This is a genomic window from Parathalassolituus penaei, assembly GCF_026626885.1.
Lineage (GTDB): Bacteria > Pseudomonadota > Gammaproteobacteria > Pseudomonadales > Oceanobacteraceae > Oceanobacter > Oceanobacter penaei.
In genome coordinates, this window is record NZ_JAPNOA010000026.1 from 160,438 (window position 1) to 184,050 (window position 23,613).

18 protein-coding genes are annotated in these 23,613 nt (G+C 53.1%); 7 read left to right on the forward strand and 11 right to left on the reverse strand.

What is annotated here, in order from left to right; translation table 11 throughout:
* Positions 1–8: 8 nt before the first annotated feature.
* The 4 genes from OUO13_RS09730 to OUO13_RS09745 all read right to left on the reverse strand — a co-directional run bounded on the left by OUO13_RS09730 (position 9) and on the right by OUO13_RS09745 (position 4,500).
* Positions 9–701 carry a hypothetical protein gene (locus OUO13_RS09730; protein ID WP_283173685.1) on the reverse strand — a complete coding sequence of 231 codons (693 nt, stop codon included), beginning with the start codon at positions 699–701 and terminating at the stop codon, positions 9–11.
* Positions 701–1,267 (reverse strand): hypothetical protein, encoded by a 567-nt coding sequence (locus OUO13_RS09735; protein WP_283173686.1) that lies wholly within the window; start codon positions 1,265–1,267, stop codon positions 701–703. Before OUO13_RS09735 ends, OUO13_RS09730 begins: the two co-directional genes overlap by 1 nt.
* A 354-nt stretch (positions 1,268–1,621) precedes the next feature.
* A complete protein-coding gene (locus tag OUO13_RS09740; RefSeq protein ID WP_283173687.1) occupies positions 1,622–2,839 on the reverse strand; it encodes a multidrug effflux MFS transporter in 1,218 nt (405 codons plus the stop codon).
* 743 nt (positions 2,840–3,582) lie between these two features.
* Positions 3,583–4,500 carry a homocysteine S-methyltransferase family protein gene (locus tag OUO13_RS09745; protein WP_283173688.1) on the reverse strand — a complete coding sequence of 306 codons (918 nt, stop codon included), beginning with the start codon at positions 4,498–4,500 and terminating at the stop codon, positions 3,583–3,585.
* A 292-nt stretch (positions 4,501–4,792) separates the two neighbouring features.
* Here OUO13_RS09745 and OUO13_RS09750 point away from each other — a divergent pair, with 292 nt between their 5' ends.
* The 4 genes from OUO13_RS09750 (at position 4,793) to OUO13_RS09765 (ending at position 8,455) form a co-directional block, all read left to right on the forward strand.
* On the forward strand, positions 4,793–5,608 hold the full coding sequence (locus tag OUO13_RS09750) for a transporter substrate-binding domain-containing protein (protein WP_283173689.1): 816 nt from the start codon (positions 4,793–4,795) through the stop codon (positions 5,606–5,608).
* Between the two features lie 90 nt (positions 5,609–5,698).
* Positions 5,699–6,670 carry an amino acid ABC transporter permease gene (locus OUO13_RS09755; protein WP_283173690.1) on the forward strand — a complete coding sequence of 324 codons (972 nt, stop codon included), beginning with the start codon at positions 5,699–5,701 and terminating at the stop codon, positions 6,668–6,670.
* Positions 6,663–7,484 carry an amino acid ABC transporter ATP-binding protein gene (locus tag OUO13_RS09760; RefSeq protein WP_283173691.1) on the forward strand — a complete coding sequence of 274 codons (822 nt, stop codon included), beginning with the start codon at positions 6,663–6,665 and terminating at the stop codon, positions 7,482–7,484. The genes OUO13_RS09755 and OUO13_RS09760 overlap by 8 nt, the downstream gene beginning before the upstream one ends.
* Before the next feature lie 32 nt (positions 7,485–7,516).
* Positions 7,517–8,455, forward strand: coding sequence for a LysR substrate-binding domain-containing protein (locus OUO13_RS09765; RefSeq protein ID WP_283173692.1), 939 nt, complete (start codon positions 7,517–7,519; stop codon positions 8,453–8,455).
* 369 nt (positions 8,456–8,824) lie between these two features.
* Here OUO13_RS09765 and OUO13_RS09770 read toward each other — a convergent pair whose 3' ends face one another.
* The gene (locus OUO13_RS09770) at positions 8,825–12,208 is read right to left on the reverse strand and encodes a PilC/PilY family type IV pilus protein (RefSeq protein ID WP_283173693.1); all 3,384 of its coding nucleotides are present in this window, start codon (positions 12,206–12,208) and stop codon (positions 8,825–8,827) included.
* 10 nt (positions 12,209–12,218) lie between these two features.
* Positions 12,219–12,566, reverse strand: a complete 348-nt coding sequence (locus OUO13_RS09775) for a hypothetical protein (RefSeq protein WP_283173694.1) — start codon at positions 12,564–12,566, stop codon at positions 12,219–12,221.
* A gap of 609 nt (positions 12,567–13,175) precedes the next feature.
* On the opposite strand from OUO13_RS09775, the gene rapA reads away from it, so the two are divergent.
* Together rapA and OUO13_RS09785 are read left to right on the forward strand one after the other, a co-directional pair.
* Complete coding sequence (gene rapA, locus OUO13_RS09780) at positions 13,176–15,923, forward strand: RNA polymerase-associated protein RapA (RefSeq protein ID WP_283173695.1); 2,748 nt, start codon at positions 13,176–13,178, stop codon at positions 15,921–15,923.
* 226 nt (positions 15,924–16,149) lie between these two features.
* On the forward strand, positions 16,150–17,484 hold the full coding sequence (locus tag OUO13_RS09785) for an acetyl-CoA hydrolase/transferase family protein (protein WP_283173696.1): 1,335 nt from the start codon (positions 16,150–16,152) through the stop codon (positions 17,482–17,484).
* Here OUO13_RS09785 and OUO13_RS09790 read toward each other — a convergent pair whose 3' ends face one another.
* Complete coding sequence (locus tag OUO13_RS09790) at positions 17,485–18,498, reverse strand: DNA-binding protein (RefSeq protein WP_283173697.1); 1,014 nt, start codon at positions 18,496–18,498, stop codon at positions 17,485–17,487.
* A gap of 199 nt (positions 18,499–18,697) precedes the next feature.
* Here OUO13_RS09790 and OUO13_RS09795 point away from each other — a divergent pair, with 199 nt between their 5' ends.
* Positions 18,698–19,747, forward strand: coding sequence for a tyrosine-type recombinase/integrase (locus OUO13_RS09795; protein WP_283173698.1), 1,050 nt, complete (start codon positions 18,698–18,700; stop codon positions 19,745–19,747).
* Between the two features lie 5 nt (positions 19,748–19,752).
* Here the strand turns inward: OUO13_RS09795 and OUO13_RS09800 are convergent, their stop codons facing one another.
* The 4 genes from OUO13_RS09800 to gspL form a co-directional block, all read right to left on the reverse strand.
* A complete protein-coding gene (locus OUO13_RS09800; protein WP_283173699.1) occupies positions 19,753–20,223 on the reverse strand; it encodes an SRPBCC family protein in 471 nt (156 codons plus the stop codon).
* Between the two features lie 135 nt (positions 20,224–20,358).
* Positions 20,359–21,720 (reverse strand): glutathione-disulfide reductase, encoded by a 1,362-nt coding sequence (gorA, locus tag OUO13_RS09805; RefSeq protein ID WP_283173700.1) that lies wholly within the window; start codon positions 21,718–21,720, stop codon positions 20,359–20,361.
* A gap of 140 nt (positions 21,721–21,860) precedes the next feature.
* Positions 21,861–22,385, reverse strand: coding sequence for a type II secretion system protein M (locus OUO13_RS09810; RefSeq protein ID WP_283173701.1), 525 nt, complete (start codon positions 22,383–22,385; stop codon positions 21,861–21,863).
* On the reverse strand, positions 22,382–23,593 hold the full coding sequence (gene gspL / locus OUO13_RS09815) for a type II secretion system protein GspL (protein ID WP_283173702.1): 1,212 nt from the start codon (positions 23,591–23,593) through the stop codon (positions 22,382–22,384). The genes OUO13_RS09810 and gspL overlap by 4 nt, the downstream gene beginning before the upstream one ends.
* Between the last annotated feature and the right edge of the window lie 20 nt (positions 23,594–23,613).

The following is a 23,613-nucleotide window of genomic DNA, read 5'->3' on the forward strand; positions in this document are numbered from 1 at the left end:
GCTTTTGGTCACTTGTTTTTAACGTTTTCATCTGCAAGTATTTCATTTTTACCGCCTGAAAGTTTCGTGGCCCTGAAGATGCATTCACCAAATGCTTTCGGGTGTTTTTCACCTTCGAGGCCCACCAAGGTGACGAGCGTTTTGCTATGAGCCAATCCAACACCAATGTCTATATCTGGCAATAGGTACCTTTCGCGAAGAATTTCATTCACGATATTTCTGGTGTCGCCAATCACATTGATTGCAGCGTCGTGTGCAGCATAAATAGACTCACTTGGATTGTTTGGATTAAATCGAAATAACGCTAGAATGCCATCACCAAGATATTCTGTAACATTTCCACCTTCAAAATTAACCGTTTTTGCAATGGCCGGAAGTAGCGCTGATGTTTCATAGTAAACTCTTTGCAATCGTGACGCCTTCGCTCTTTTGCTGCTAAGCTCACACATTAGGTGTTGTGTCGAGTTTCTCATATCTGCTACAAAAGCGACAAACTCATCTATAACGGTTTCTTCGTCTTGCACAATTGAGTGGCCAGGTATTTTTGATGGTTCGGAATCCAAAGATTTATTAAAACTCTCCATGCTGATCCCTTCACTTTTAGCTAGCAGGATGCCACCATTGCTCCAGTGTCGCTCGGCCTTGTTTAGCGAATTATTGACAATAAGCCTTATCTCTTTGTCTTGTTCTTTCGTGAGCATTAAAATCCTACCTTGAGTAAATATAAAATCCATAGCGCAAAACCAAGGCAGATCCAAGAGAATATCAGTCTGCCGCATAGTGATGATCGTCTTATTTTGATTTCTCTTATATAAGAAATTTTAATTTTTTCAAAAGACAGCTCTTTGATTATCTCGGCCTCATTCTCGGGTAAGTCTTGTGAAAACTGATCGACTTCCTGGTTGGATTTTACTGGAAAATTAAAGAAATTGTCGATTGCGTTTAAAGTAAAAATATTTCCGCCATAGAAAATCCCTTTCGGCAATTGACCTGATACGTGTCTGCTTGGATTGGATATGGAAATGGTAGACTTGAATAGTGTGTATATTGATGCAAGCCATAAGAATCCAAACAGAAGCATGGAGTAAAAATATAAATTCGAAGCCGCCTTAAGCGTTTCGTAAAGCGAGATTATTTTTTCCAAACCAGCCACTGGCAAAAAAGCGACCACAAACAAGAATCCTAACTTGACATCAATGGCTCTAATAGTTGACTGTGTATCCGCTATAGATTGATATAGGAAATCAATTTTCTGATTGTTGCTCAAGGTTTTCCCCATAGATATAACAGCTTACTCATTCGCATGCCCGTTCTTCTGGCAGCACGATTCGTTTCGAGAGGATTATAGGTATTTGAATTGATTGATTATTTCCATCTTCATCAAGCCTTCCTCCCTGAAAAACACGATCTGACGGTTGGTTTTCTGCTTCAACATGCGCATTGCGTCTGCGCCCAAAGCGTAAAACCAGATTTACGCTAACAGCAGCCAGTAAAACACGCAACGGCTCTGAAAACAGGAACCCGGATTCTCTCCCTCTGGCTTGATCCAATCCGTTATTTCGGAGCGAGAGCCCAAGCAAATTGCTCGGGTCATTGCTCGCAATCTCCCATAACTGGTTTTTTACACCTTCGCAGCGTGCGCCTTTTTCGTGTGTTTTGGCGTACCCAGCAGTATCAGTGTGAGGGATGTGCTGGCGGTTAATCCAAAGCCCAGTAACAGGGGTACGATGGTGCCGTTAAAGCTCATGCCGATGGCGCCGCCGACCAGTACGCCGATCAGCATGGTCATGGCGCCGATAACGCCGGATGCAGTGCCCGCCATATGGCCAAAGGATTCCATGGCGAGGGCGTTGATGTTGCCGAACAGCAAGCCCAGGCAGAAGGTGCTGGCTGTCATCATCAGGATAAACCCGGTCAGCGATACGGTGATTATGCCGGAGGCGACCAGTGCAGCTTCAATTAATGACAGAGCGCCCAGCGTCATCAGAACCCGGGTGACCAGCATTCGAATATCAAAGCGGTAAACCAGACGGCTGTTCAGAAACGACGAGAAGCCGACGCCGAGGGCTATCAGGGCAAAATACAGCGGGAACATGTCGCCGACGTCGTAGATGCCTTGCAGGATTCCTTGCACGGAGGTCAGGAAGGCAATGATGGATGAGTGGGAGAGTCCGGCTACGAGGATATAAATCAATGCCACGGGATGGGCGATCACTTCTTTCATGCCGCGCATGACCGGAATTAAAGACAAGCCGCGTTTGTTTTCCGGTTTGTGGGTTTCTGGCTGACGCAGTGCAAACCAGGCCAGCAGCGCCAGACAGATCACCCCGAGCACGCCAAAAATGGCCCGCCATCCGGCAAACAGCAGCACCAACTGACCAATCACCGGCGCAACCACCGGGCTGAACACAAAGATGGTCATCACCAGTGACATCATGCGCGCCATCTCCGGTCCTGAATGCTGATCCCGAATAATGGTCACGACCATAACGCGCGGCCCGGCCGCGCCAAAACCCTGAAGTACACGGCCGAACAGCATCCACTCGAAGCTCTGCGCCAGCAGGCTGATGGCGGTGCCGACCAGCATCAGGGCCAGTCCCAGGTACACCGTCGGTTTTCGGCCAAAGGCATCGGCAATCGGCCCATAAAACAGCTGGCCAACCCCCAGACCAATCATAAGTGAGGTCAGCACCAGCTGATAGCGGTTGTTGTCCAGCGCATCCAGATCCTGACCAATCTGTTGCAAGGCGGGCAACATGGAATCCACAAACAGGGCTGTCAGGCACATCATGCTGGCCATCATGAGTAAAAACTCGATGCGAACGCGCGACTGGGTCATAGAAGGCCTTTGGATGATGGTTTTAGTAGGTTCTTATAATTGTTTAGATCATAACAATATTCCTGTGAATGTCTCTGAGAATCCTGACTTGTCGTTAGTCTTGAACATGGCCCGAAGCGGATGTGATCCAGAAGCCTGAAAAGTTGCTGGAAAGCCATACGGGCGATTACTGCAGGCCGCGGCGCGGTTAGCCAAAACACGGCTGGCAAACGGTTTTTAGTGGATTCGCTAACGGCGAGTACCAATCGGTACACAGGTGGCGGCAGTTGAATTAACTGCGAGGTGTGCGGTTTATGAAAATGCCGAAACGGGGGTGCCGAAGCAGAGAGACGTTGGATAGTGCGCAGCGCAGCCGAACAGCAATGTGAACTGAGCGGTGTTCAGCAGAGGAAAACGTTTTCAGGAATCGGAGGGAATGCGCCCATGAATGCCCCGGATGGGCTGGCAGTTCAGGCTGAGTCGGGATTGAGAAAAGCGGCGATCAGCTAATGGCTAAAACAAAGCGCTGGCGATGCGATGTCAGAGTGCAGAAGTTGCAGATAGGCAGTTATCGATAAAAACAGACGGTAAGCCGCAGACAGGAATTAACCGTTAAAAAGCCGACGAACCTGAAGATGAGCTTGGACGAGAAAATAGAGATTCTGGGGCCAGGTCAGACTAAAACCCGGCCCAAAACCGGATAATACGCTATTTCCGATAATATCAATTATCGGAAATAGTGAAGGCTTATCCAGCCTTCCGACTTACAGGTTCAGCGCCTTGATTGCTGCAATGTGTTCAACACCAATGCCGCAGCAGCCGCCAATCATGTCGGCGCCCAGTGTTTTCCACTCTTTCACCCAGCCTGTATAAGTATCTGGCGTCAGATCCGGGCGCACTTCATCCAGGCCGTCGTTGGCAGTTGCGTCTTTCGGTTGTGGCGCGAAGGCATTGGCGTACGCGCCAACCTTGATGTTCTGGATGCGGGTATCGCTGTTGCTGGCCAGCACTTCTTTGGTCACGCGAATGGCGTCCGAAATGGTTTCCGGCTGGCTGCAGTTAAACATGATGGCATCCACACCGGCCTCCGCCATGGCCTGTACCGCTTCTCGAACGGTCTCGCCTGAGCGCAGTTTTGGTGTGTCGGATGGCTCAAAATCTTCCAATGTGAATGACACCCAGTATGGTCTGTGGTCGGTATCAATGCTGTCGATCAGTGCTTTCATGGCCAGGGTTTCAGCCAACAGACTCTGGGTTTCGTTGAGCCAGACGTCCGGCTTGCCCGCTTGCAGTGCCGTTACCAAAGGACGAGCAATCTCGTCAAAACGGTCGGCTTCATACAGGTCCGCTCGGTAAGAACCAAACAGCGGCGGCACCGATGCCGCTACCAGAACGTTTTCGCCGCTTTCAGCGACTGCCGCATGGGCAACGGCTACCGAGTTGGTCGCCAGTTCAGCAACGCGGTCCTTGAATACCTGCTCACCGATGTGGAACGGCACCAGCGCATAGCTGTTGGTGGTCACCACGCGCGAGCCAGCCTGAATAAATTCCTTGTGAGCCTGTTTGACGATGTCAGGAGTTTCCATCATGGCCAGTGCTGACCATTCAGGCTGCCGGAACGGTGCGCCCAGGCGTTGCAGTTCACGGCTCATGCCGCCATCCAGAATCGTGAGAGAAGTCATAAGGAAACATCCGTTGGTTGATCAGCGCGGCAGTGTATCCGAAGCAACCGCCACAACCCATCATTTCATTAATCAAAAATGGTCTGGAGTAGGCTTTGCTCGGATTTTTTGTGGAAATTTTGTACGGAAATCCCCTATTCTATGCTGATCAGGCTTTAAGGCATTAATAAAACATGGCCTAAGGTCTTGATATCGTCGCTACTCAGACGGCTGTTGGTTATTTATAGTGTCGCCCTTTGAATGGCCCGGCTGTCGCGGGTCTACGCCGACCAATACCAACACCGGACCCGTTATGATCACCGCACTCAAACGCCTGTTAACCACTTCCTTGCTGGGCGCAGCCCTGCTGAGCGCCTCCACTGTTTCTGTTGCCGCCGAAAAATCGGCGATTGATGGCATTTTGGCCAGCGGCGAACTGCGCGGCTGTTTTGAGGCGGGTTACCTGCCGTTCTACATGAAAGCCAAAAACGGCCAGTTCATCGGTTTTGATATCGACGTTGCCAAACATATGGCCAACAGCATGGGTGTGAAGTTTGTGCCCGTGAACACGGCGTGGGATGGCATCATCCCGGCGCTGCAAACCGGCAAGTGCGACATCATTATTGGTGGCATGGGCATTACCCCTGAGCGCAACCTGCAGGTGCTGTTTGCGGATACCTATCTGGAAATTGGTCAGACCGTGCTGATTCGCCCGGACCTGGCAAAAACCGTCAAGAGCTATCAGGATCTGAACGACGCCAAATACACCGTTGCCAGCCAGATCGGCACTACCGGTGCCATGGCAGCTCAAAAGTATCTGCCAAAAGCCAAGCTGAACCTGTTCGAAACTTCCGCCGATGGCGTTCTGCAAGTAGCTAACGGTCAGGCCGACGCGTTTGTGTACGATCTGCCATACAACGCCCTGTATGCCTCCCAGCATAAAGACAAGGTTGTGCATCTGAGCAAAAGCTTCACCTATGAGCCGCTGGGTTGGGCCATTCGTCGCGGTGACGCTGACTTCATCAACTTCCTCAATAACTACCTGAAAATGATCAAGAACGACGGCACCTACGATCGCTTGTACGCCAAGTGGTTTGAGTCCGACGCTTGGGTAAATCAGGTTCAATAACCCGGTAGCGGCACTGAAGCCGCTACACTGGCAAACATCAGCCGCCACCTGTTGGGCGGCTGTTGAATTTTCGGCGACTGTATTGCGGATATGACTTCAAACACCCCCACCCCAAATCGCTGGCACCAGAACCGCTGGATTGGCCATGGCCTGTATCTGCTGATCATGGCCGTGCTGATCGGCGGCATTTATATGTCGGGTCAGCGCATCAATTACAGCTGGCATTGGGAACGTCTGTATCCCTTTATCATCGACACCACGCCGGTGGATATTCTGGCCGACGCCGATGGCACGGCGGTGCTGAGCGCGACCGGTGAACTGTCGATTGTTCCGGATAATGGTGATGAGCCGCAGTTGGTTCCGCACTACGACACCGCGCTGGTGATGGATGGTGATCTGGTATTCCAGGGCAATACGGTAGCGCAGCTGGAACACTGGCGTTTTGGACCAATTGCCGAAGGCCTGTGGGTGACCATCAAGATTTCGGTGGTGTCGCTGGTATTTGCGATTGTGCTGGGGGTGGTTTTTGGTTTGATGCGGATTTCCGAGGTTGTGGTTCTGCGCGACCTTGCCATTACCTACATCGAACTGATCCGTGGCACACCGCTGCTGGTACAGATTTTTATCGTGTATTTCTTTATCGGCACCGTTTTTCAACTCGACCAGTTCACCGCTGCAGTGGCTGCTCTGGCTATTTTTACCGGTGCCTATGTGGCAGAAATCGTTCGTGCTGGTATTCAGTCGATTCCGGTCGGACAGATGGAAGCCGCGCGTTCGCTGGGTATGAATTATGTGCAGGCTATGTACTACGTGATTATGCCGCAGGCAATTCAGCGTACCTTGCCGCCGCTGGCGGGTCAGTTTATCAACCTGATCAAGGATTCATCGCTGGTGTCGGTTATTTCGATCACCGATCTCAGCAAGGCTGGGCGGGAAGTTATCAGCGGCAGTTTTGCACCGTTTGAAGTCTGGTTTACGGTCGCCCTGCTCTATTTGCTGATTACCGGGCTGTTGTCGCTATTGACTCAGCGTCTGGAAAAAAGGATGGCTGCCAATGTCTGACTCTATCAAGCATTCTGGAAATTTTTCTGGCGATCTTTCTGGCAGCTCCACCGTCAGTCCGGCGTTTGCCGCTAATGACGTGATCATCAAGGCGCGAGCGGTCGACAAGATTTATCCAAACGGCTGCCATGCCCTGAAACAGGTATCACTCGACATTCATCGTGGTGAGGTGGTGGTGATTATCGGGCCCAGCGGCTCCGGCAAATCAACCTTTTTGCGTACGCTGAACCAGCTTGAAACCATCTCATCCGGCAGTATTGTGATTGACGGCATCGACATTAATCACAAGCACACCAACATCAACAAGGTGCGCGAAGAAGTTGGCATGGTGTTCCAGCAGTTCAATCTGTTTCCGCACAAGACGGCACTGCAGAACGTGATGTTGTCGCCGATGAAAGTGCTGAAACAAAGCCGCCAGCAAGCGCAGCAAAGCGCAGAGAGCCTGCTCACTCGGGTTGGTCTGGCGGAGCGTATGCATAACTACCCTGCACGCCTGTCGGGTGGTCAGCAACAAAGGGTTGCCATCGCCCGCGCACTGGCAATGAAACCTGACATCCTGCTGTTTGATGAGCCAACCAGCGCGCTTGATCCGGAAATGGTGGGCGAAGTGCTCGATGTGATGCAAAGCCTGGCCCGTGATGGCATGACCATGGTGGTGGTCACCCATGAGATGGGCTTTGCCAAGGAAGTGGCGGATCGTGTGGTGTTTATGGAAGACGGCGAACTGGTACTTGAAGAGTCGCCAGATACGTTTTTTACGTCACAACATCCGCGCTTGCAGCAGTTCCTCGGGCAAGTGTTACACCATATCTGACGTACAGGCAGCGCCTGCCGAGGCGCTACAGCATGAGCACAATCCAGTATACTCGGGACCGGATTTCTTCTGACCCCAACGAGATGATGCAAAAAACCCTGCCACCGCTGAACTGGATTCGTACCTTTGAGGCCTCTGCCCGTCATCTGAATTTCACCAAGGCGGCGCAGGAGCTGCACCTGACTCAAGGTGCTGTCAGCCAACAAATCCGCCTGCTTGAACGCCATCTGGGGGTTGCCCTGTTTGCTCGTCTGGCACGAGGTATTGCGCTGACCGATGAAGGCCAGTCTTACCTGCCGGTGGTGCAGGATTCCATTTCCCGTCTGGCGGCCGCCACCAGTGAGTTGTTTGGCCAGAGCCAGAGAGTGCCGGTAAAAATCCGCGGTAGCCTGTCGTTTTTTATGAGCTGGCTGGCGCCGCGCATTCGTGACTTCAACGCGCTCTACCCCAATATTGATATCCGCTACACCAGCACCTTGTGGGTGAAAGACGTGGAAGCCGATGACGATTTTGAAATCCGCTGGGGCAGCGGTGAATGGGCGGGGCATCTATCGCAACGACTGAGCTGGGATTCGTTATTTCCGGTGTGTTCGCCAGAGCTGCTGGAACGCCACCCGATCAACTGCATTGAAGACCTGCGCGGCCTGACACTGATCCACGTAATGGGTTATGAAGAAGGCTGGGGCTACTGGTTGTCATTGATGAACGAAGACCAGATCGACCCCGCCCACGGCATTCAGCTGGACAACGTTGCGTCGGCGCTGAAAATGGCCGAACTCGGCGCGGGCATCGCTCTGGCTCGAACCTCGATGGCCGAAGATGCGCTTAAAAACGGTCGCCTGATCGCCCCGCTTGAACACCAAATCCCCGCCAGCGAATCCTTTTATCTGGTGCGCAAGTCGGGCCTCAAACTGGCGCCCGACGCGGCATTGTTTCTGGATTGGCTGGAGCGCGAGCTGCGCGAAGGCTGATTTATCCAGATTCCCTTCCCGCCCCAGATTGCCTCCAGTTTTTTCAAGGGCTCTCTGAATAACTCAGTGCCTACCTGGTTAATCCGGATGGTGATGAATCACGAAGCCGGTTTGATGCCCCTGCTGTGGGGGGCGTGTCAAAAACGGCGAAGAGTAATCACCATCCCGAAAGGCCCGAAGAGCGCGGGTTGCAGCATTCGCGCACGACTACATGGATGCAGGAGCTAGGGCGAAGCAGGAGTCAGAGCCAAGAGCTGTTCAGGGTTGTTCGGAGTATCAAGCCAGTATGGTAGTTCGCGTCATTCCAATAAGCCTGGGTGGACGCCACTTCCCGAGGAGACCTGGTTGGTGGCGCCAGTTGTGAGTTCCTTATTGTTCTTCTCGCCAGTAATTACGGTAAAGAGTCGCATTACCATCCTCGGTGCAAATAGTTTCAGCACCAATTGTTATAACCTGGCCATTCGGACATGTTCTGCCGGTACCGCCACCTGACTCCGAGCCAACGTCAGTAATTGCACCCTCAATAATCAGCACCGGGCTTGGAGGTATGCCAGGCTGTTGCAGATTTACAGACTGCAATGTGGGGGGTACTTTTTTGATCTCTCCGCTATCGCTGCTTTCGTAATATCCCCCTTTCAGAACATATGTCCGAGCGTTGCCAATGTCAGGCTCGCAGCCTGTTTGCTTTTCATCCGGATCTGATGGCCGATAAGTGCTGAAATAACTGTAGCCACTGACTGTAATCGAGTCGGATAGCGCTTTTTCCCCTTCATCAGGTAGCGTGTAAAACAATCCATTGCGAATCTGACTGGCAGATGCACTGGAGAAACTGCTGTAGTTGGCCAGACTTGAACGCGTCAGGGTTTTGTAGCTGGTCGGGGCGTTAAGTGTATCGAAGTCATTGATGAGATACAGACGATCCGTTGCGTGATTGTTCAGAGGGTGAGCTCGATATCCAGATCCGATAGCAATCTGGTAGCGCTCTTGTTCATACAGCTTTCCGGTGGTTGTGTTGTAGTACAGCCCGGCTTTAGTCCAGCTGACATCAGGAGCTGTGAAGAAGCGTACGTTTTCACTTGAGGAGTTGTTTGCCCCCAAATCGGCGATAATGCCGCCTTGTGCATAATTATTGGCATTGGAGCCGCCAATAAAATCGATACGCCATATGCGGCCGCCAACATCTGATGCATATAGCATGTCAACAAGACCATCGCCATCCTTATCCACTGGCGCAACGTTTGCCGGAATAGCGCTGGTCATTCCGGTCAGGCGCAGGTTGGCATCGGCATTTGGTGAAGCCTTCCACAATAGTGCGCCGGATGAAGGATCAATCATATAAATGGCATTGCCCATGCTTGACGCTGTGCGTACATCGTTGTTGTCCTCTGCTGCATCGTACCCACCACCAAACACGATGACCTCTTTTGCGGCCCCCCCCCACTCAACGGTGATGAGCTGCATTTTTGACCAGGTTTGCCCCAGCTCTGAGAATGAGCCGGTTCCGCCATTGATTTGCCACAGGTATTTGGGATTGTTTCGATCGCTGACGTCGAGTGCATAATAGTTCCGGCCGCCTCTGCGCATACCGCTGTAGAGGTAGGCTTTTTCACCATTATCTACGATTGAGTTGCCGTTGGAGTCCTGATGCCAGGCACTGATCTGACCATCCATGCCATATACCTTGCTGCTAGTGCCGCTGTAATACTCCGCCAGATTTGGTAAAAGTTCCTTGGGAATAAATGCAAAATGTTCATATGGGCTGTCAATATCGGTATTGAATGCGTGTAAGTAACCGCTATTGGTACCAACAAAAAGCACGCTGTCGGGGATTTTTTCGCCGCTTGAACTGGTGGTGTAGCCGTAAGTCAATAATACCGGGCGACTATGCAGGGGATCTTCCATTTCACGTCGAGCGCTGGTGGTTGATCCCGACAGAACGTCGTAGCCAGCAGACCACTGCAGTAATTTCGTAAATTCAGCCGTTGTCAGGCTGGTGCCGAACAAGCTCTGGGTGAGATTGCTGTTGCTGGTACTGATGCGATTGACGCTGGCACTCAGCGAGGAGTTGCTTCCTAGCCAGGTTGCAATCATGCGGGAAGCAGGTGCAGTCAGGCGACGAGCAATACCTCCGCTGGCAACGGTTGAACCATCAGGTGCATCTTCTGCCAGAGTCCAGAAGCTGGTGGCGTTATCACCAAAAAAGCCGGTGGTGTCGTCAACTGCAAATGCATCGTTGACATCAAGAATTGTGCTGTTTTCTATGCGGTAGCGTTTGATATTGCCTTGCCAACGTGCCCCGTTGCTTGGACGAAATACCGAGAAATACAGCTGATCGAGGTGCTCCATGCTGTTGAATGCGTTCACGGCTACCGCGGGAGCCGAGAAGGTGCCGGTAGTGCTGGAAATGTTGGCAAAGACTTTGGTAAGTGCTTCTTTTAATGTTTGAGCATCACTGCCATTGCCGGAAATTCCCCCGCCATACGTTGCCATGGCATCCAGGCGATTCTGTGCACTTCCCGAAATAAAGCCACCAATCGTATGAATGTAAATCGGCTGTGTGTTCTCCAATGATGTGGAGTTATCTGCATGGTAGTAGTACCACGCAAGTTCTTCCGCACAACCTCCGTCGCCACTGCATTTGGTAGAAAAGTTCGATGCGACCGGATAGGTGCTGGACGGCAGTGTTTTTACCAATGACTGAGTGATGCTATTAACGTCAGTATCGTAGTTCGGGTCTCCGTCTGTGAACAACACGATATGGTTGGTTTGGCACTCATCAACCATAGGGGAAATATATTTCCCGGAACCATCGTGAGTGTCGTCAAGATTAAGATATTCAGTACAAACAGTTTGTACCTGATACTCAATTGTGTCGGCCGTTCCGGGAATAGGTACTGCAGTGTCGGCTGCAACATTGGCTGTATAAGTGCTTTCGGTCAGTCCATAGTAATAATTGAGCATGTAGCGGATGTTGTAAGACAAGGAAGACCAGGTCGTAAACTCTCCTGTCGTGGAATTTCGAACATAAGGATGAAACCACGAATCCAGTATAAACCACCAAGGAACACTGCCAGTGCCATAGTTGGATGAGGTGATACCATATGTCTGGGTCAGAGTTTTTCGAATGGATTTGTCCAGGCTTTTGTAGGAAATCCATTTCATGTTTCTGCTATTAAAAGTGTACGGAATGATCCACCAGTCATATTTCACAACTTCCCACCACCATGGATACTGAGTAGCGGTGCCGGGAATCACCACGGGCACCACCGTATCTGTGGATGTGACACAGAGGTTGCTGTTGTCAGTGGTAGTGCTGCCGTAGCGCATATCATCCCCACGCAGAAAGGCACCTGCCTCATACAGGGCTTCTGTCATGGGTGTTGAGCCATTTGCAGTGTAGGAGTTTAATACATCGCTGACTACGCTACGGGTAGATTCGGCATCAATTGACATCATCGGAGTGCTGAGACGCCCACCTTGATCATAATTAAAACGCAACAAGGCAATATTGATATTGCTGGTGCTGTTGATTACCTCAATAGCTGCCTGGCGCACGATGGATAGTCGTGTTCCTTGACTGATATTGTTGCTGTCTTTTACGGTGGTAGACATACTACCCGATGTGTCCATGACGAATACCACGTTTGGTGCAGTGGTATTGCTGCTGCTTACATAAATTTCAGTATCATCCGCACGAATAGATGCGCACGATAACAAACCAAATGCAACTATTAAAAACCAGTAAATTCTCATGCATTTACCCTCAGTATGCACCGCTATGTCCGCCAAATCGGATGTAGGTAATGGCCTTCAGTTGGCGATCAATGCCCAGAAAGATGACCGGATAGGTGCGGCGCAAATACAGTTCGGTAGCGGTTTTGAGATCAATGGCTGTGTCCTGATCAAACAATTCATAGCCACTACTCATGTGCAAGGCTGTGGTGTTGCAGTCACTGCAAAGGCGCACGTCAGCGCCATTGCTGGAAAATGCGATCATGTCGGTTGAGCGAATGTGGTATTCAGTGAAGCGCCCAAGGGTGGGTGACTCTGGCTCTGCATAGCAGGCAGATGACACAAAAATGGCTATCAGCAATTGACACAAAGGTTTCATTTGTCGTCTCCGGAGACTATTGAGGGTAGCCCTCTTCACGACAAATCCATGTCTCAGAGTTGATTCTCTGTCGGTATCTGAAGCGCTGCGGCATCGGTTGGTGACAGATCTGTTTACAGATTTCCTTGTCTTTAATAGTGCCGCTTTTGGTGGGTTTATGTAAACCTGATCACGTTTTTTTATGAAAAATTCACCTTCTGTTACTTGGGGAGCTATGAACTGCTCTTCACAGATCTCGACTCTGGCTCGTGCTTCGCCCTGCCCCCGCGCCCTTCGGGGCTTTCGGAAGGGTGATGACTTTGTGTCGCAGGTTTTGACGTAGCCCAGGATTTAGGCAAACAAGGCCATCAAACCGGCTTCGTGATTCATCATCCCGATAAGCCAGAGCGGGCACCGAATTATTCAGAGGGTTTCTTGTTGTTGTTCTGTCCTGCTTGTTTTTTGCTACTGCTGCGAGAGCCTCTGATGGGCGTCGGCTTCTCAAATGCTCCTGTAGTAATTAATGATCAAACATCTATTGCATCGAGTGATGCGACGTGGCCTGTAACGGCGGCTTGAGGTAGACTCCCGCCCCAAATTTGAATAGTCACAGTGGGCACAGAAATAACTATGTATGCGGTTGGCCAACGTTGGATCAGCGAGGCGGAAACGGATCTTGGCCTGGGACTGGTACAGAGCGTGGATTTTCGCTCGGTAACCCTTTTCTTCCCGACCATCGACGATGTTCGTACCTATGCGCGCCAGAATGCGCCGCTGACCCGGGTCATTTTCAAGGTAGGTGACAAGGTTCCTCTGCAAGATGGTTCGATCGTTGAGATCGAAGCCGTGCAAGAGATCAAGGGTGTGGCGTTTTATCTGGCCAATGGCAAGCCGGTGCCGGAAATCCAGCTCAGCGGCAATATTCAGCTGAATCAGCCTTCCGACCGCCTGTTCTCCGGTCAGATTGATAACAACAACCTCTACGAACTGCGCCAGCTGTGCTTCCGCCAGACTACTCGCGTTCGCCAGCGTCCGTTCTACGGTTTGCTGGGTGGTCGTACCAGCCTGCTCCCTCACCAGTTGTACATTGCCTATCAGGTTACCCAGGATGCCATGCCGCGCGCCTTGCTGGCGGACGAAGTGGGCCTGGGTAAAACCATTGAAGCAGGCCTGATCCTGCACCGTCTGATTCTGCAGCAGCGTATTGCACGTGTGCTGGTGCTGGTTCCTGATCATCTGCTGCACCAGTGGCTGGTGGAAATGATTCGCCGCTTCAATCTGCGTTTCAGCCTGGTTCAGCAGGACGACATCGACGATGAGGTCGAACTGTTCGATCTTGGTCAGCTGTTCCTTTGTCCTATGTCTCTTGCTCGCAATCCAAAAGTGGCTGCTGCCATGAAGGCGCAGAACTGGGATGTGCTGGTGGTCGACGAAGCGCACCACCTCGAATGGAACGAAACCGAGCCGGATGCCGGTTATCAGCTGGTGGAAGCTCTGGCCGCTACCACGCCGGGTGTACTGCTGCTGACCGCTACGCCGGAGCAGCTGGGTGTTGAAGGCCACTTCGCGCGCCTGCGTCTGCTGGATCCGCAGCGTTACTCCTCGCTGGAAAAATTCCTCGACGAACAGAGCAAGTATCAGCCAATTGCTGAGCTGGCTGGTGCCGTTGCGACAGGCGATCCGCTCACAGCCGAACAACAGGCTGCCATTAACGAGCTGATGCCAGATATGGCGGATGAGCATAACCATACTCGCCTGCTCGAAGCCCTGATCGATCGTCGCGGCCCTGGTCGTGTGATGTACCGTAACACCCGCCATGGCGTGAGCGGCTTCCCTGCCCGTCTGCCGCTGATTCGTCAGCTGCCATGGCCTGAGCAGTACCAGAATATTTCCGGTGCGGATGCCCTGTATCCAGAAAAAGTCGCCACGGTTGAAAGCTGGGCTGAAGACGATCCACGCGTAGCCGCTCTGGCCGAATTGCTGCGTCAGACCGGCAAAGAAAAAGTGGTGCTGATCTGCCATCACGCGTCTACCGTGCTGGAACTGGAAAAACACCTGTGGGAAAAACACGGCATTCTGGTGGCGGTTTTCCACGAAAACATGGATCTGGTTGAGCGCGACCGCGCGGCTGCCTACTTCGCCGATCCGGAACAGGGCGCGCGCCTGCTGCTGTGTTCTGAAATCGGTAGTGAAGGCCGTAACTTCCAGTTTGCTCACCATCTGGTGCTGTTCGACCTGCCGCTGAACTGTGATCTGATCGAGCAGCGTATTGGTCGTCTGGATCGTATTGGTCAGGCCGAAGAAATCCGTATCCACATCATGGCGTTTGAAGCTCAGGCCAGTGGTCGCTGGGCTTCGTTGCTGAATGAAGGTCTGGATCTGTTTACTCACCCGAACCCGGCGGCACAACCGTTGCTGGAACGTCATCGTGGTGAAATCGAAGCGGCCATTTACGAAGGCACGGACAGTGCGTCCCTGCTGACAACGCTGGCCGCTGAACGTCAGGCACTCGAAGAGCAGCTCGAAAAAGGCCGCGACCGCCTGCTGGAGCTGCATTCCTGTCACCCGACCCGCGCTCGTCGTCTGGCCAAGGACATGACCATCACCCATATCGAAGACGAAGCTGAGCTGAACGATTTTATCGAGCTGTTTGCTGACGCTTTTGGTCTGGACGTGGTTGATCTTGGTGGTGATTGCATCACCATCGCACCGGGTGACCACATGCTGGTGCCGGAGATGCCACACCTGCCGGAAGACGGCTTTATGGCCACTACCCGTCGTGATGTAGCTCTGAGTCGTGATGACGTGCAGTTCCTGAGTTGGGAGCATCCGTTTATTGACCAGGCTCTGGAGCTGGTAACCAGCGGCCCTGCGGGTAACGCAGCGGTTGGTTATATCGAAGGTCATGATCACAAGACTGGTGACTGCTTCCTGCAGATGCAGTTTGTGGCTACCTGTCCGGCACCAAAACACCTGCAAATCGAACGCTATCTGCCAGCGGATGCCATGCACCTGACCTTCACCCCGAAAGGTGAACTCAAGGTAAATGATCCGGAACTGACCGACTTTGTGTTGCCACTGAAAAAAGGCACTGCCAAAGGTCTGGTTGAGCAGAAGGTTGCCGAGATGAAGCCTCTGGTTCAGAAGCTTGAGAAAATGGGTAAAAACCAGCTCGAGAAAATGATCCAGCGTGCGACCGTCAAAGCCAACGAGTCGTTTGATCAGCGCATCCAGCGTCTGCAGGCCATGATTGAGCAGAACCCGAACCTGTCGCCAGTGCTGCTGGCCAACGTTGAACAGGAACGAGAGCAGGCTCTGGCGGCGATTGCCGAAGCGCATCTGGCAATGGACAGCGTCCGCCTGGTGTTCTGCGGCTGACGGATGTTGCGGGGTGTCAGCCCGACACTCCGCTCTCCCGCTGCTCAATGTTGCAAAAAATACTCGATAAAAGAAGGGGTTGGCGGATCAGACAGTTTCGCCAATCCCTTCTTTTTTTGTGGTCAATGTTGAGTCGGATACCTGTCTGTCATCTGGCTTTGCTATACCATCCTGTGCATTCGTTTTGCAGGAATCATCCTGCACGCACTTGTCACAGGAGGATAAAGTGAGCTGGAGCGATCTCTATCAAGAGAAAACCCTGTCGGGAAATCAGGTAATCGATCTGCTGGGAGATTGCCAGAATCTGATTCTGGGCATGGGGGTGGCGATGCCGCCCGAGCTGATTCGCACCATTGCGACTGCGTATCAACAGAACAATCTTCACCCTCTGAATATTTATTACATGCACGGCTCGCAGGCGCTGCAGGAGAATTTGCTAACGCCAGAGCTGGCCGGACGCTTCACTCCGAGATGCCTGTTTCTGAGTGGGCATGATCGCAAAGCGGTTCAGCAAAATGGCAATTCGCGCTGGATTGAGTTTGTCCCTTCTGCCTTTCACCAGGTGGGTCGCCTGCTGACCCAGACCATTGAGCCGGACTGCTTTATGGTGACAGTGTCGCCGATGGACAAACACGGTTATTTCAGCCTCGGCACCAATGCCGACTACGGCGCCACGGTTATCCGCAAGGCCCGCAAGGTGATTGTTGAAGTTAACCAGTTTATGCCGCGCACCTTTGGTGAATGTTCCGTGCATATTTCCGAGATCAGTGGCCTGATCGAAGCCAATACGCCGCTCAGTGAAGTGCCTGCGGCTGAAGCGTCGGAAGTCGACTGGGCGATTGCTCGCCAGGTTGCTGAGCGCATTAACGATGGTGACACCCTGCAAATGGGGGTTGGCGGTGTGCCGAATGCCGTGCTGAGCCTGCTTGAGGGGCATCAAAATCTGGGGTTGCACTCTGAGCTGTTCTCGCCAGCCATGGCCGACCTGATTGGCAAGGGTGTGATTAATGGCCGTCTGAAGCGCTTGATGCAGCACAAGCATGTATTCACGCTGGCGCTGGGTGATCGCGCTATGTTCGACTTTATGGATGACAACCCGTCAATTGTTGGTTATCCGGCTTCCTGGGTGAACAATCCGTCCATTATTCGCAAAAATCCGAATATGGTGTCGGTTAACTCGGCGATCGAAGTCGACATCACCGGCCAGATTAACGCCGAACAGATCAACGGCACGCCATTTTCTGGCACCGGTGGTCAACTCGACTTTGTTCGTGGCGCGTTTGGCTCCCCTGGCGGTCGCTCGTTTATCGCGCTGCATTCCACTGCCAAAGGCGGTGCGCTGAGTCGTATTGTGCCGCAGCTGACGGGTGGCGCTGTTACCGATACTCGTATGGATGCTCATCACATCGTGACGGAATTTGGCTGCGTTGATCTCAAAGGTCTGTCGATTCCGCAACGAGTGCATGCGCTGATCGGCCTGGCGCACCCGGCATTTCGCGAGATACTGACGGCCAAGGCGAGAGATATGGGTTACCTCTCGCACTATCAGCACTTCGACTGATTACCGACCCTGCTCACCACGAGAGGCCAGCTGGCGTAACAGCTGGTTCTCGTCACGCAACTGGGTTAGCAGCTGTTCCTGCAATGAGCGCTGCTGCTCTTCTGCCTGTTGTTGCAAGTGCCATTGCTGCTGTTCAAGCTGCTGGCGAATCCCCTGTTCTCTCTGCTCCTGCTCGGTCGCATCGGCCCGTTTTCGCAAGCTGTCCACCTCTGCTCTAAGGCTGCCAATTTCCAGCAGATTTGCGGCCAGTTGTTCTTCGATGCGGGCTTTAGCCAGTTGCTGTTGTTCCGATTGCTGCTGCCAGTGCTGACGCTGCTGGTCGAGGTCGTGGATACGACCCATCAGCTCGCTACGATCCTGATTGGCCTGCTGCAAGGCCGCTTGTTGCTGGTCGATCTGCCCTTGCAAAACCAGACGTTGCTGCTGATGGTCGGCACGTTCGCGCTGACGCTCTTCGGCGCTGCGAGTCTGGTAGAACTCAAAATGTTCACGAACGTTGCGGTTCTCCTGGCGCAGCTCGACGATGGTTGCGCCCTGCTCATCCTGGCGACGCTGGGCTTCCTGCAGTCGCACTTCCAGCTGTCCTGCTTGTAAACGGCTTTCTTCCAACGCTTGGCGCAACGCGATTTTTTCGTACTCGTCAGTACGAATGCGATTTTCCAGAGTTTCTTTTTGTTCGCCCAGCTGACGCAACTCATGCTGCATCTGATCGATCGACTGCTGCCACTGCTGGCGTTGCTGTTCGAATTCCTGTTCGGCCGCGATGACCTTCTGATCGGCAAGTACCTGCAGACGCTGATGAATGCTGCTGACGGCCTGTAGTAATTCGTCGGGCAGGCTGGTATCGGCACTGCCTTGCTCCTGACGCCAGCGCTTCAGTAATGGCGCGATGGTGCTTTTACTGCCAGTACCAAGCCTTTCACGAACCCGGTCTACAGTTGGCTCCAACCCTTCGCTGCGCAGTTCATCTGCTGCTGCACTGACTTCCTGCCAGCCAATCCCAATACGCGCCATACCTTGTTCCTCGCCAAGACAGATTTAATCGATATTACATAATACGTAATATAACGTTATTTTATTAATCTTCAAATTTAAGTATCCAGGGTTAAATAACCTGCGATAATGTTTGTTATCGCAGGTTATAAGGCTAGAATGAGCCTGTGAAATGTACCGGCGCGTTACAGTCGACCAGCCCGGACACACAGGAAAATCCATGCCGGACAAGCCACTTCGCACTACCCAGTCACCCACGCAGCCGCCCACACCAACCCTGTCGACCAGCGAAGAACAGCAGCTGCGCCATTACCTGCAGGCAACCCTGTCGGACAACACCCGCAAAACCTATCGATCCGCACTGCTGCAATTCGAGCGCGCTGGCGGCCGCTTGCCCTGCGATCGTGACAGCCTGGTCCGGTACATACTGGTAAAAGCCGGCGAGTTATCGACCCGCAGTCTTGATTTGCACATCACCGCTATTCGGCAATGGCACCAGCAGCAAGGGCTGGCTGATCCCGCTGCCGATCCGATGGTGCAGCGCACGCTGGAAGGGGTTCGACGAGTTCACGGACGCCCACCACGCAAGGCGCGGGCTCTCACGCTTAAACAGCTGGGCGAGCTGCTTGCGGCCGCGAATGCGCAGGAGCATCCGCTGCGCGCATTGCGGGACCGCGCTTTGCTGTTGATAGCCTTTATGGGGGCCTTCCGCCGCAGCGAGCTGGTGGCAATCCGGGTTGAAGACATTCAATTTGAAGCAGATGGTATGTTGATTCACCTGCCCCGCTCCAAGACCGATCAGGATGGCCAAGGCCTGGTGCGAGCGATTCCTGCTGGCAGCGGCAGCGTATGCCCCGCAATCGCACTAAAAGAGTGGCTTAATGCCACTAATATCGAGTCAGGAGCTGTGTTTAGAGCCATGAACCGCTGGGGGCAGCTCAGTGAGAAGCCTCTTAATGCAGCCTCCATCAATGAGCTGCTGAAAAAACTGGCAAGCAGTGCCGGTCTGGAGAATGTGCCGGAATTCAGCAGTCACAGTTTTCGACGCGGCATGTCCACTGCCGCTGCACGAGCCGGTGTATCATTTGAGCTGATTCGGAAACAGGGTGGCTGGCGCCACGACGGCACGGTGAGGGGCTATATCGAAGAAGGCCAGCAGTTGCAGGATAACGCAGCACATACGCTGCTGGAGGAAATGCAGAGGCTGACCAATCCCCGGACAACCTCAACAACGGACGCAAACCATTCAGGCCGCCATCGCGACGATTGATTGCTTCAGTGATTAAAGCGACGAGCCAGATTATCCATGCCGGTTCGGTAAACGGTGCGGATGGTTTGCTCGGCTTCCGCTTCCGGAACACCAACCGCCTCAAAGTGAGACTTCCAGATCATGCGCGTTTTGTTATTGGCGACGGTTTCGAGGCGAATTTCCGCTTCATAACCGGCAACCGGCAGTGGCGACTGATCCATACGGTAACGATACAGATGGTGCTCGTCGTCGTGTGCCAGCTGCACCTCGCGAATATGACCACCATCACGCAGGGTCAATAAACGAACATCGCCATCCTGCTCGCTTTCGCGCACAGCCGGATGCCACTGGTTGATACCGTTAAAGTTACCAACCAGTTTCCAGACGCTGCTGACCGAGCTGTTCAGGATGACACTTTCTTCAACGTCCGCTGCGGATGCTATTCCGGAGCCACTACACAAGGCCAGCAACATCAGGCCCGACATTACGGATTTCACAGGCGAATCTCCTTTTTATTATTGTGACGCCATCCTGCAACCTGACGAGGCGCAACCCAATTCGCCAGTCGCAGGGTATTGTTTATAAAAGACTCAGACTTTGGTCGCGTTCATCCGATTCTAGCGGATTTTTACTCAGCGCTGACGAGTTGCGGTGCGCATAGTGACAAATTCCTCAGCAGCGGTCGGATGTATGCCAATGGTGCTGTCAAACACCGCTTTGGTAGCTCCGGCGCGTATCGCAACCGCAATGCCCTGCATGATTTCTCCCGAATCAGCCCCCACCATATGCGCACCAACAATGCGGTCTGTACTGGTTTGCACCAGCAGCTTCATGTAGGTGCGCTCCGGCAGGCCACTGATGGTGTGTTTCATCGGGCGGAATGAGGTTTCAAACACACTGAGATCATTCACAAATGTCTCAGCAGCAGCTTCTTCCGTCAGGCCTACGGTCGCAATATTGGGCTGGCAGAACACTGCGGTAGGAATGTTGCTGTAATCCATCGGAGTGGTATCACCATCAAACAGATGCGCCACCAGTTTCATGCCCTGCGCCAGTGCAACCGGGGTTAATGCCGGAGTACCAATCACATCACCCAGCGCATAGATACTGGAGACAGAGGTCTGGAAATGCTCGTTGGTTTCGATGGTGCCGTCACGACGGGTATTGACCCCGACTTCAGCCAGATTCAGCCCGTCGGTCATTGGACGGCGACCGGTTGCGTACATGACACAATCCGTAACCAGACGCTGGCCATCAGCCATTACACAGGTCAATTCACCGTTGCCAGCGCGCTCAATTACGACAATGTCTTGCTGCACCATAATATCGATGCCTTTGGCGGCAATCTGCTCGGCTGCAAACTTGCGAACGCCCTCATCGAAGCCACGTAAAATCTGTTCACCGCGGTAGACCAGCTTTACGTCAGCACCCAGACCGTTAAAGATGCCCGCAAACTCGACGGCGATATAACCACCACCCACTACCACCACACGCTGCGGGAATTCGTCGAGATAAAAGGCTTCGTTAGAGGTAATGCTGAATTCAACACCCGGAATATCCGGCCGGAACGGCCAGCCGCCCGTCGCAATCAGAATACGCTCAGCGCTGACCAGCTCGTCGCCCACCTTGACGGTATGAGCATCCAGCAAGCTGGCGCTACCATTTAAAATGGTGACGCCAGCATTCCTGAGCATGTTGCCGTAGATGCCGTTCAGGCGTTCAATTTCGCGGGTTTTGTTGTCCCGAAGCGTTGGCCAGTCAAAGCGCTCCAGCTGGGTCTGAACACCATAACCACGAGCTTCTTCAATTTTTTCAACGTACTCGGATGCGTACACAAACAGCTTTTTGGGCACACAGCCGACGTTGACGCAGGTACCGCCCAGGTAACGGTTCTCGACCACTGCAACACGGGCGCCACGCGCAGCCGCCATACGAGAGGAACGAACACCACCTGAGCCAGCACCAATCACCAGCAGATCAAAATCAAAGGACATGGCCAGCACTCCAGACTGTTTAATCAGATTCAATGGAGTGTAATGCTACTCTGTTTGGGGATTGTTGGCGAAAGCTGATAGGGTCTGACTATTGCGCTGGCCGAGACAGACAAATTCATCTGTCCCGACCTGTTTTGGGCTTAGCCCGGAGAGAGAGTCGCACGCACGTTAACCCAACCAGGGCCATTTGTGCTGTCGATGGTGATCTGGGAAACCACGATACCTTCGCGAGCCTGCAGCTGTTCAACCCAGGCAATAAAAGCATCAAAGGATACACGATCAATCCAGATACGAACGTCTTTGCCATCCTGTTCAAAACGATCCAGTTTGATACCAGCCTGACGAGCCGACTGGCTTACACGTGGCAACACGGGCGCACCGGTATCCGGTGCATCGGCCGCAGCATCACCAAAGCGATGAGCATTACCCGCGATCAGCTCCCATGTGTCCAGCTTGCGGGCGAGATCCTGCTCCAATTGCTGATGTGAGCGCAGCAGTGGTGCGTAAACCAGCACAAACACCAGAGCAATCGCCGCCAGCCCCGCAACCGCTTTAACTATCAGACGATCACGTGGGGCAAGTGCCTGATACCAGTTAAGCGCCTGCTGTACCGTAGGTTGTGCCAGTACCTGCTGTCGAATTTGCTGGATGTCCGGGCGATTCATGATGACTCTCCTACTTTCAAGCGGCCCTTGACGATATTCTTGTCGTTGTTGGCTGACGAGACTTCAGCCAGCAAGCCTTGTTTTTCCAGCGCCTGTCGCAGTGTTTGCAGATCGTTCAGGTTTTGCGCCTGCACCTCCACAATCAGCTCCTGCTGGCGATCGCTGAAGCGAATGGACGTCACCTGCAGATTGGCAACCCCTGCGCCGGCACAGCCTTTGGCAGTACGGTTGATCAGCGACACAAATCCGGTGCTGACAGCAGCACCATCGGTGCCGGATAACTTGGCGCGGAAATCCCGCTCCAGACTGCGAATACGCTCGCCCGGAAACAGCTTCTTGTAGAGCGCCAGGCTCTGACCGTAAACGTCGCTGGCTTGCTGACGCATCCGGTAATTATCGATCGCCAGATCAACGGCGAGCACTACCAGACATGCAGCGGTCATAACGGCCAACGGACGCCACCAGGCGCGTGGGCGGTTGTCACCGGAATCACGTGGCTGGAATTCGCCGGTCAGGAACGACAGGGTACGCGGCGGGGCAGCAGTCAGCCATTGGGCTGGCTGTTGCCCCGATTTCAGTTGAATATCTTCGAACACACCCGGGAACGATGTATCAATAGTGGTTTTCAGCAGTTGCGCCTGATCCAGACCCGGACAAGCAATCAACAGGCGCTCAGCGGTCCAGCCGTCCAGCACTGACTCCATCACAGCACTGATGGCCATAGCTGGAATCCAGCCTTCAAAACGACCCGGCAGACGCAACAGCCAGCCATCCTTGTCACCCAGAGCAAGGGTTTCATCGGCAAGCAATGCGGTTTCCGGCAGCAATTCCCGCACCTGGATATGGTGCGCTTCGCACACGTCCAGCAGATTACGGACCATGACCCGATCAGCTGCATAAGCGCGCACACGCCCAGCCTGACGACCTGATGTCACAATCAGGTAATCAGACGGATCAGAGACCAGATGTTCTTCCAGCGCGAACGGCAATGCTCGCGCCAGATGACGATTGGACACACCAGGCATTTCTACCCAGAAGCAACTGTAGTTGGTGGCCGCCAGCACCATACGCACGGCGACGAGATCAGGCTGGGCGGATGCCCACTCATGCAACCCGGTCGCTTCTGTAGCGGTTGTTTCATCGGCCTGCAGAGGCTGAACCATCCAGCTGCCGGTCAACGCATGCCAGCTTACTTTGACTGTTAACATCTTGATTCCTGTCTTGTGCC

Bases quoted from the DNA above. Each gene is read 5' to 3' on its own strand.
- OUO13_RS09740 (WP_283173687.1), bottom strand. From the start codon at position 2,839: ATGACCCAGTCGCGCGTTCGCATCGAGTTTTTACTCATGATGGCCAGC.
- OUO13_RS09765 (WP_283173692.1), top strand. From the start codon at position 7,517: ATGAGCACAATCCAGTATACTCGGGACCGGATTTCTTCTGACCCCAAC.
- OUO13_RS09745 (WP_283173688.1), bottom strand. From the start codon at position 4,500: ATGACTTCTCTCACGATTCTGGATGGCGGCATGAGCCGTGAACTGCAA.
- gorA (WP_283173700.1), bottom strand. From the start codon at position 21,720: ATGTCCTTTGATTTTGATCTGCTGGTGATTGGTGCTGGCTCAGGTGGT.
- OUO13_RS09760 (WP_283173691.1), top strand. From the start codon at position 6,663: ATGTCTGACTCTATCAAGCATTCTGGAAATTTTTCTGGCGATCTTTCT.
- OUO13_RS09810 (WP_283173701.1), bottom strand. From the start codon at position 22,385: ATGAATCGCCCGGACATCCAGCAAATTCGACAGCAGGTACTGGCACAA.
- OUO13_RS09755 (WP_283173690.1), top strand. From the start codon at position 5,699: ATGACTTCAAACACCCCCACCCCAAATCGCTGGCACCAGAACCGCTGG.
- OUO13_RS09770 (WP_283173693.1), bottom strand. From the start codon at position 12,208: ATGAGAATTTACTGGTTTTTAATAGTTGCATTTGGTTTGTTATCGTGC.
- OUO13_RS09795 (WP_283173698.1), top strand. From the start codon at position 18,698: ATGCCGGACAAGCCACTTCGCACTACCCAGTCACCCACGCAGCCGCCC.
- rapA (WP_283173695.1), top strand. From the start codon at position 13,176: ATGTATGCGGTTGGCCAACGTTGGATCAGCGAGGCGGAAACGGATCTT.
- gspL (WP_283173702.1), bottom strand. From the start codon at position 23,593: ATGTTAACAGTCAAAGTAAGCTGGCATGCGTTGACCGGCAGCTGGATG.
- OUO13_RS09790 (WP_283173697.1), bottom strand. From the start codon at position 18,498: ATGGCGCGTATTGGGATTGGCTGGCAGGAAGTCAGTGCAGCAGCAGAT.
- OUO13_RS09775 (WP_283173694.1), bottom strand. From the start codon at position 12,566: ATGAAACCTTTGTGTCAATTGCTGATAGCCATTTTTGTGTCATCTGCC.
- OUO13_RS09730 (WP_283173685.1), bottom strand. From the start codon at position 701: ATGCTCACGAAAGAACAAGACAAAGAGATAAGGCTTATTGTCAATAAT.
- OUO13_RS09750 (WP_283173689.1), top strand. From the start codon at position 4,793: ATGATCACCGCACTCAAACGCCTGTTAACCACTTCCTTGCTGGGCGCA.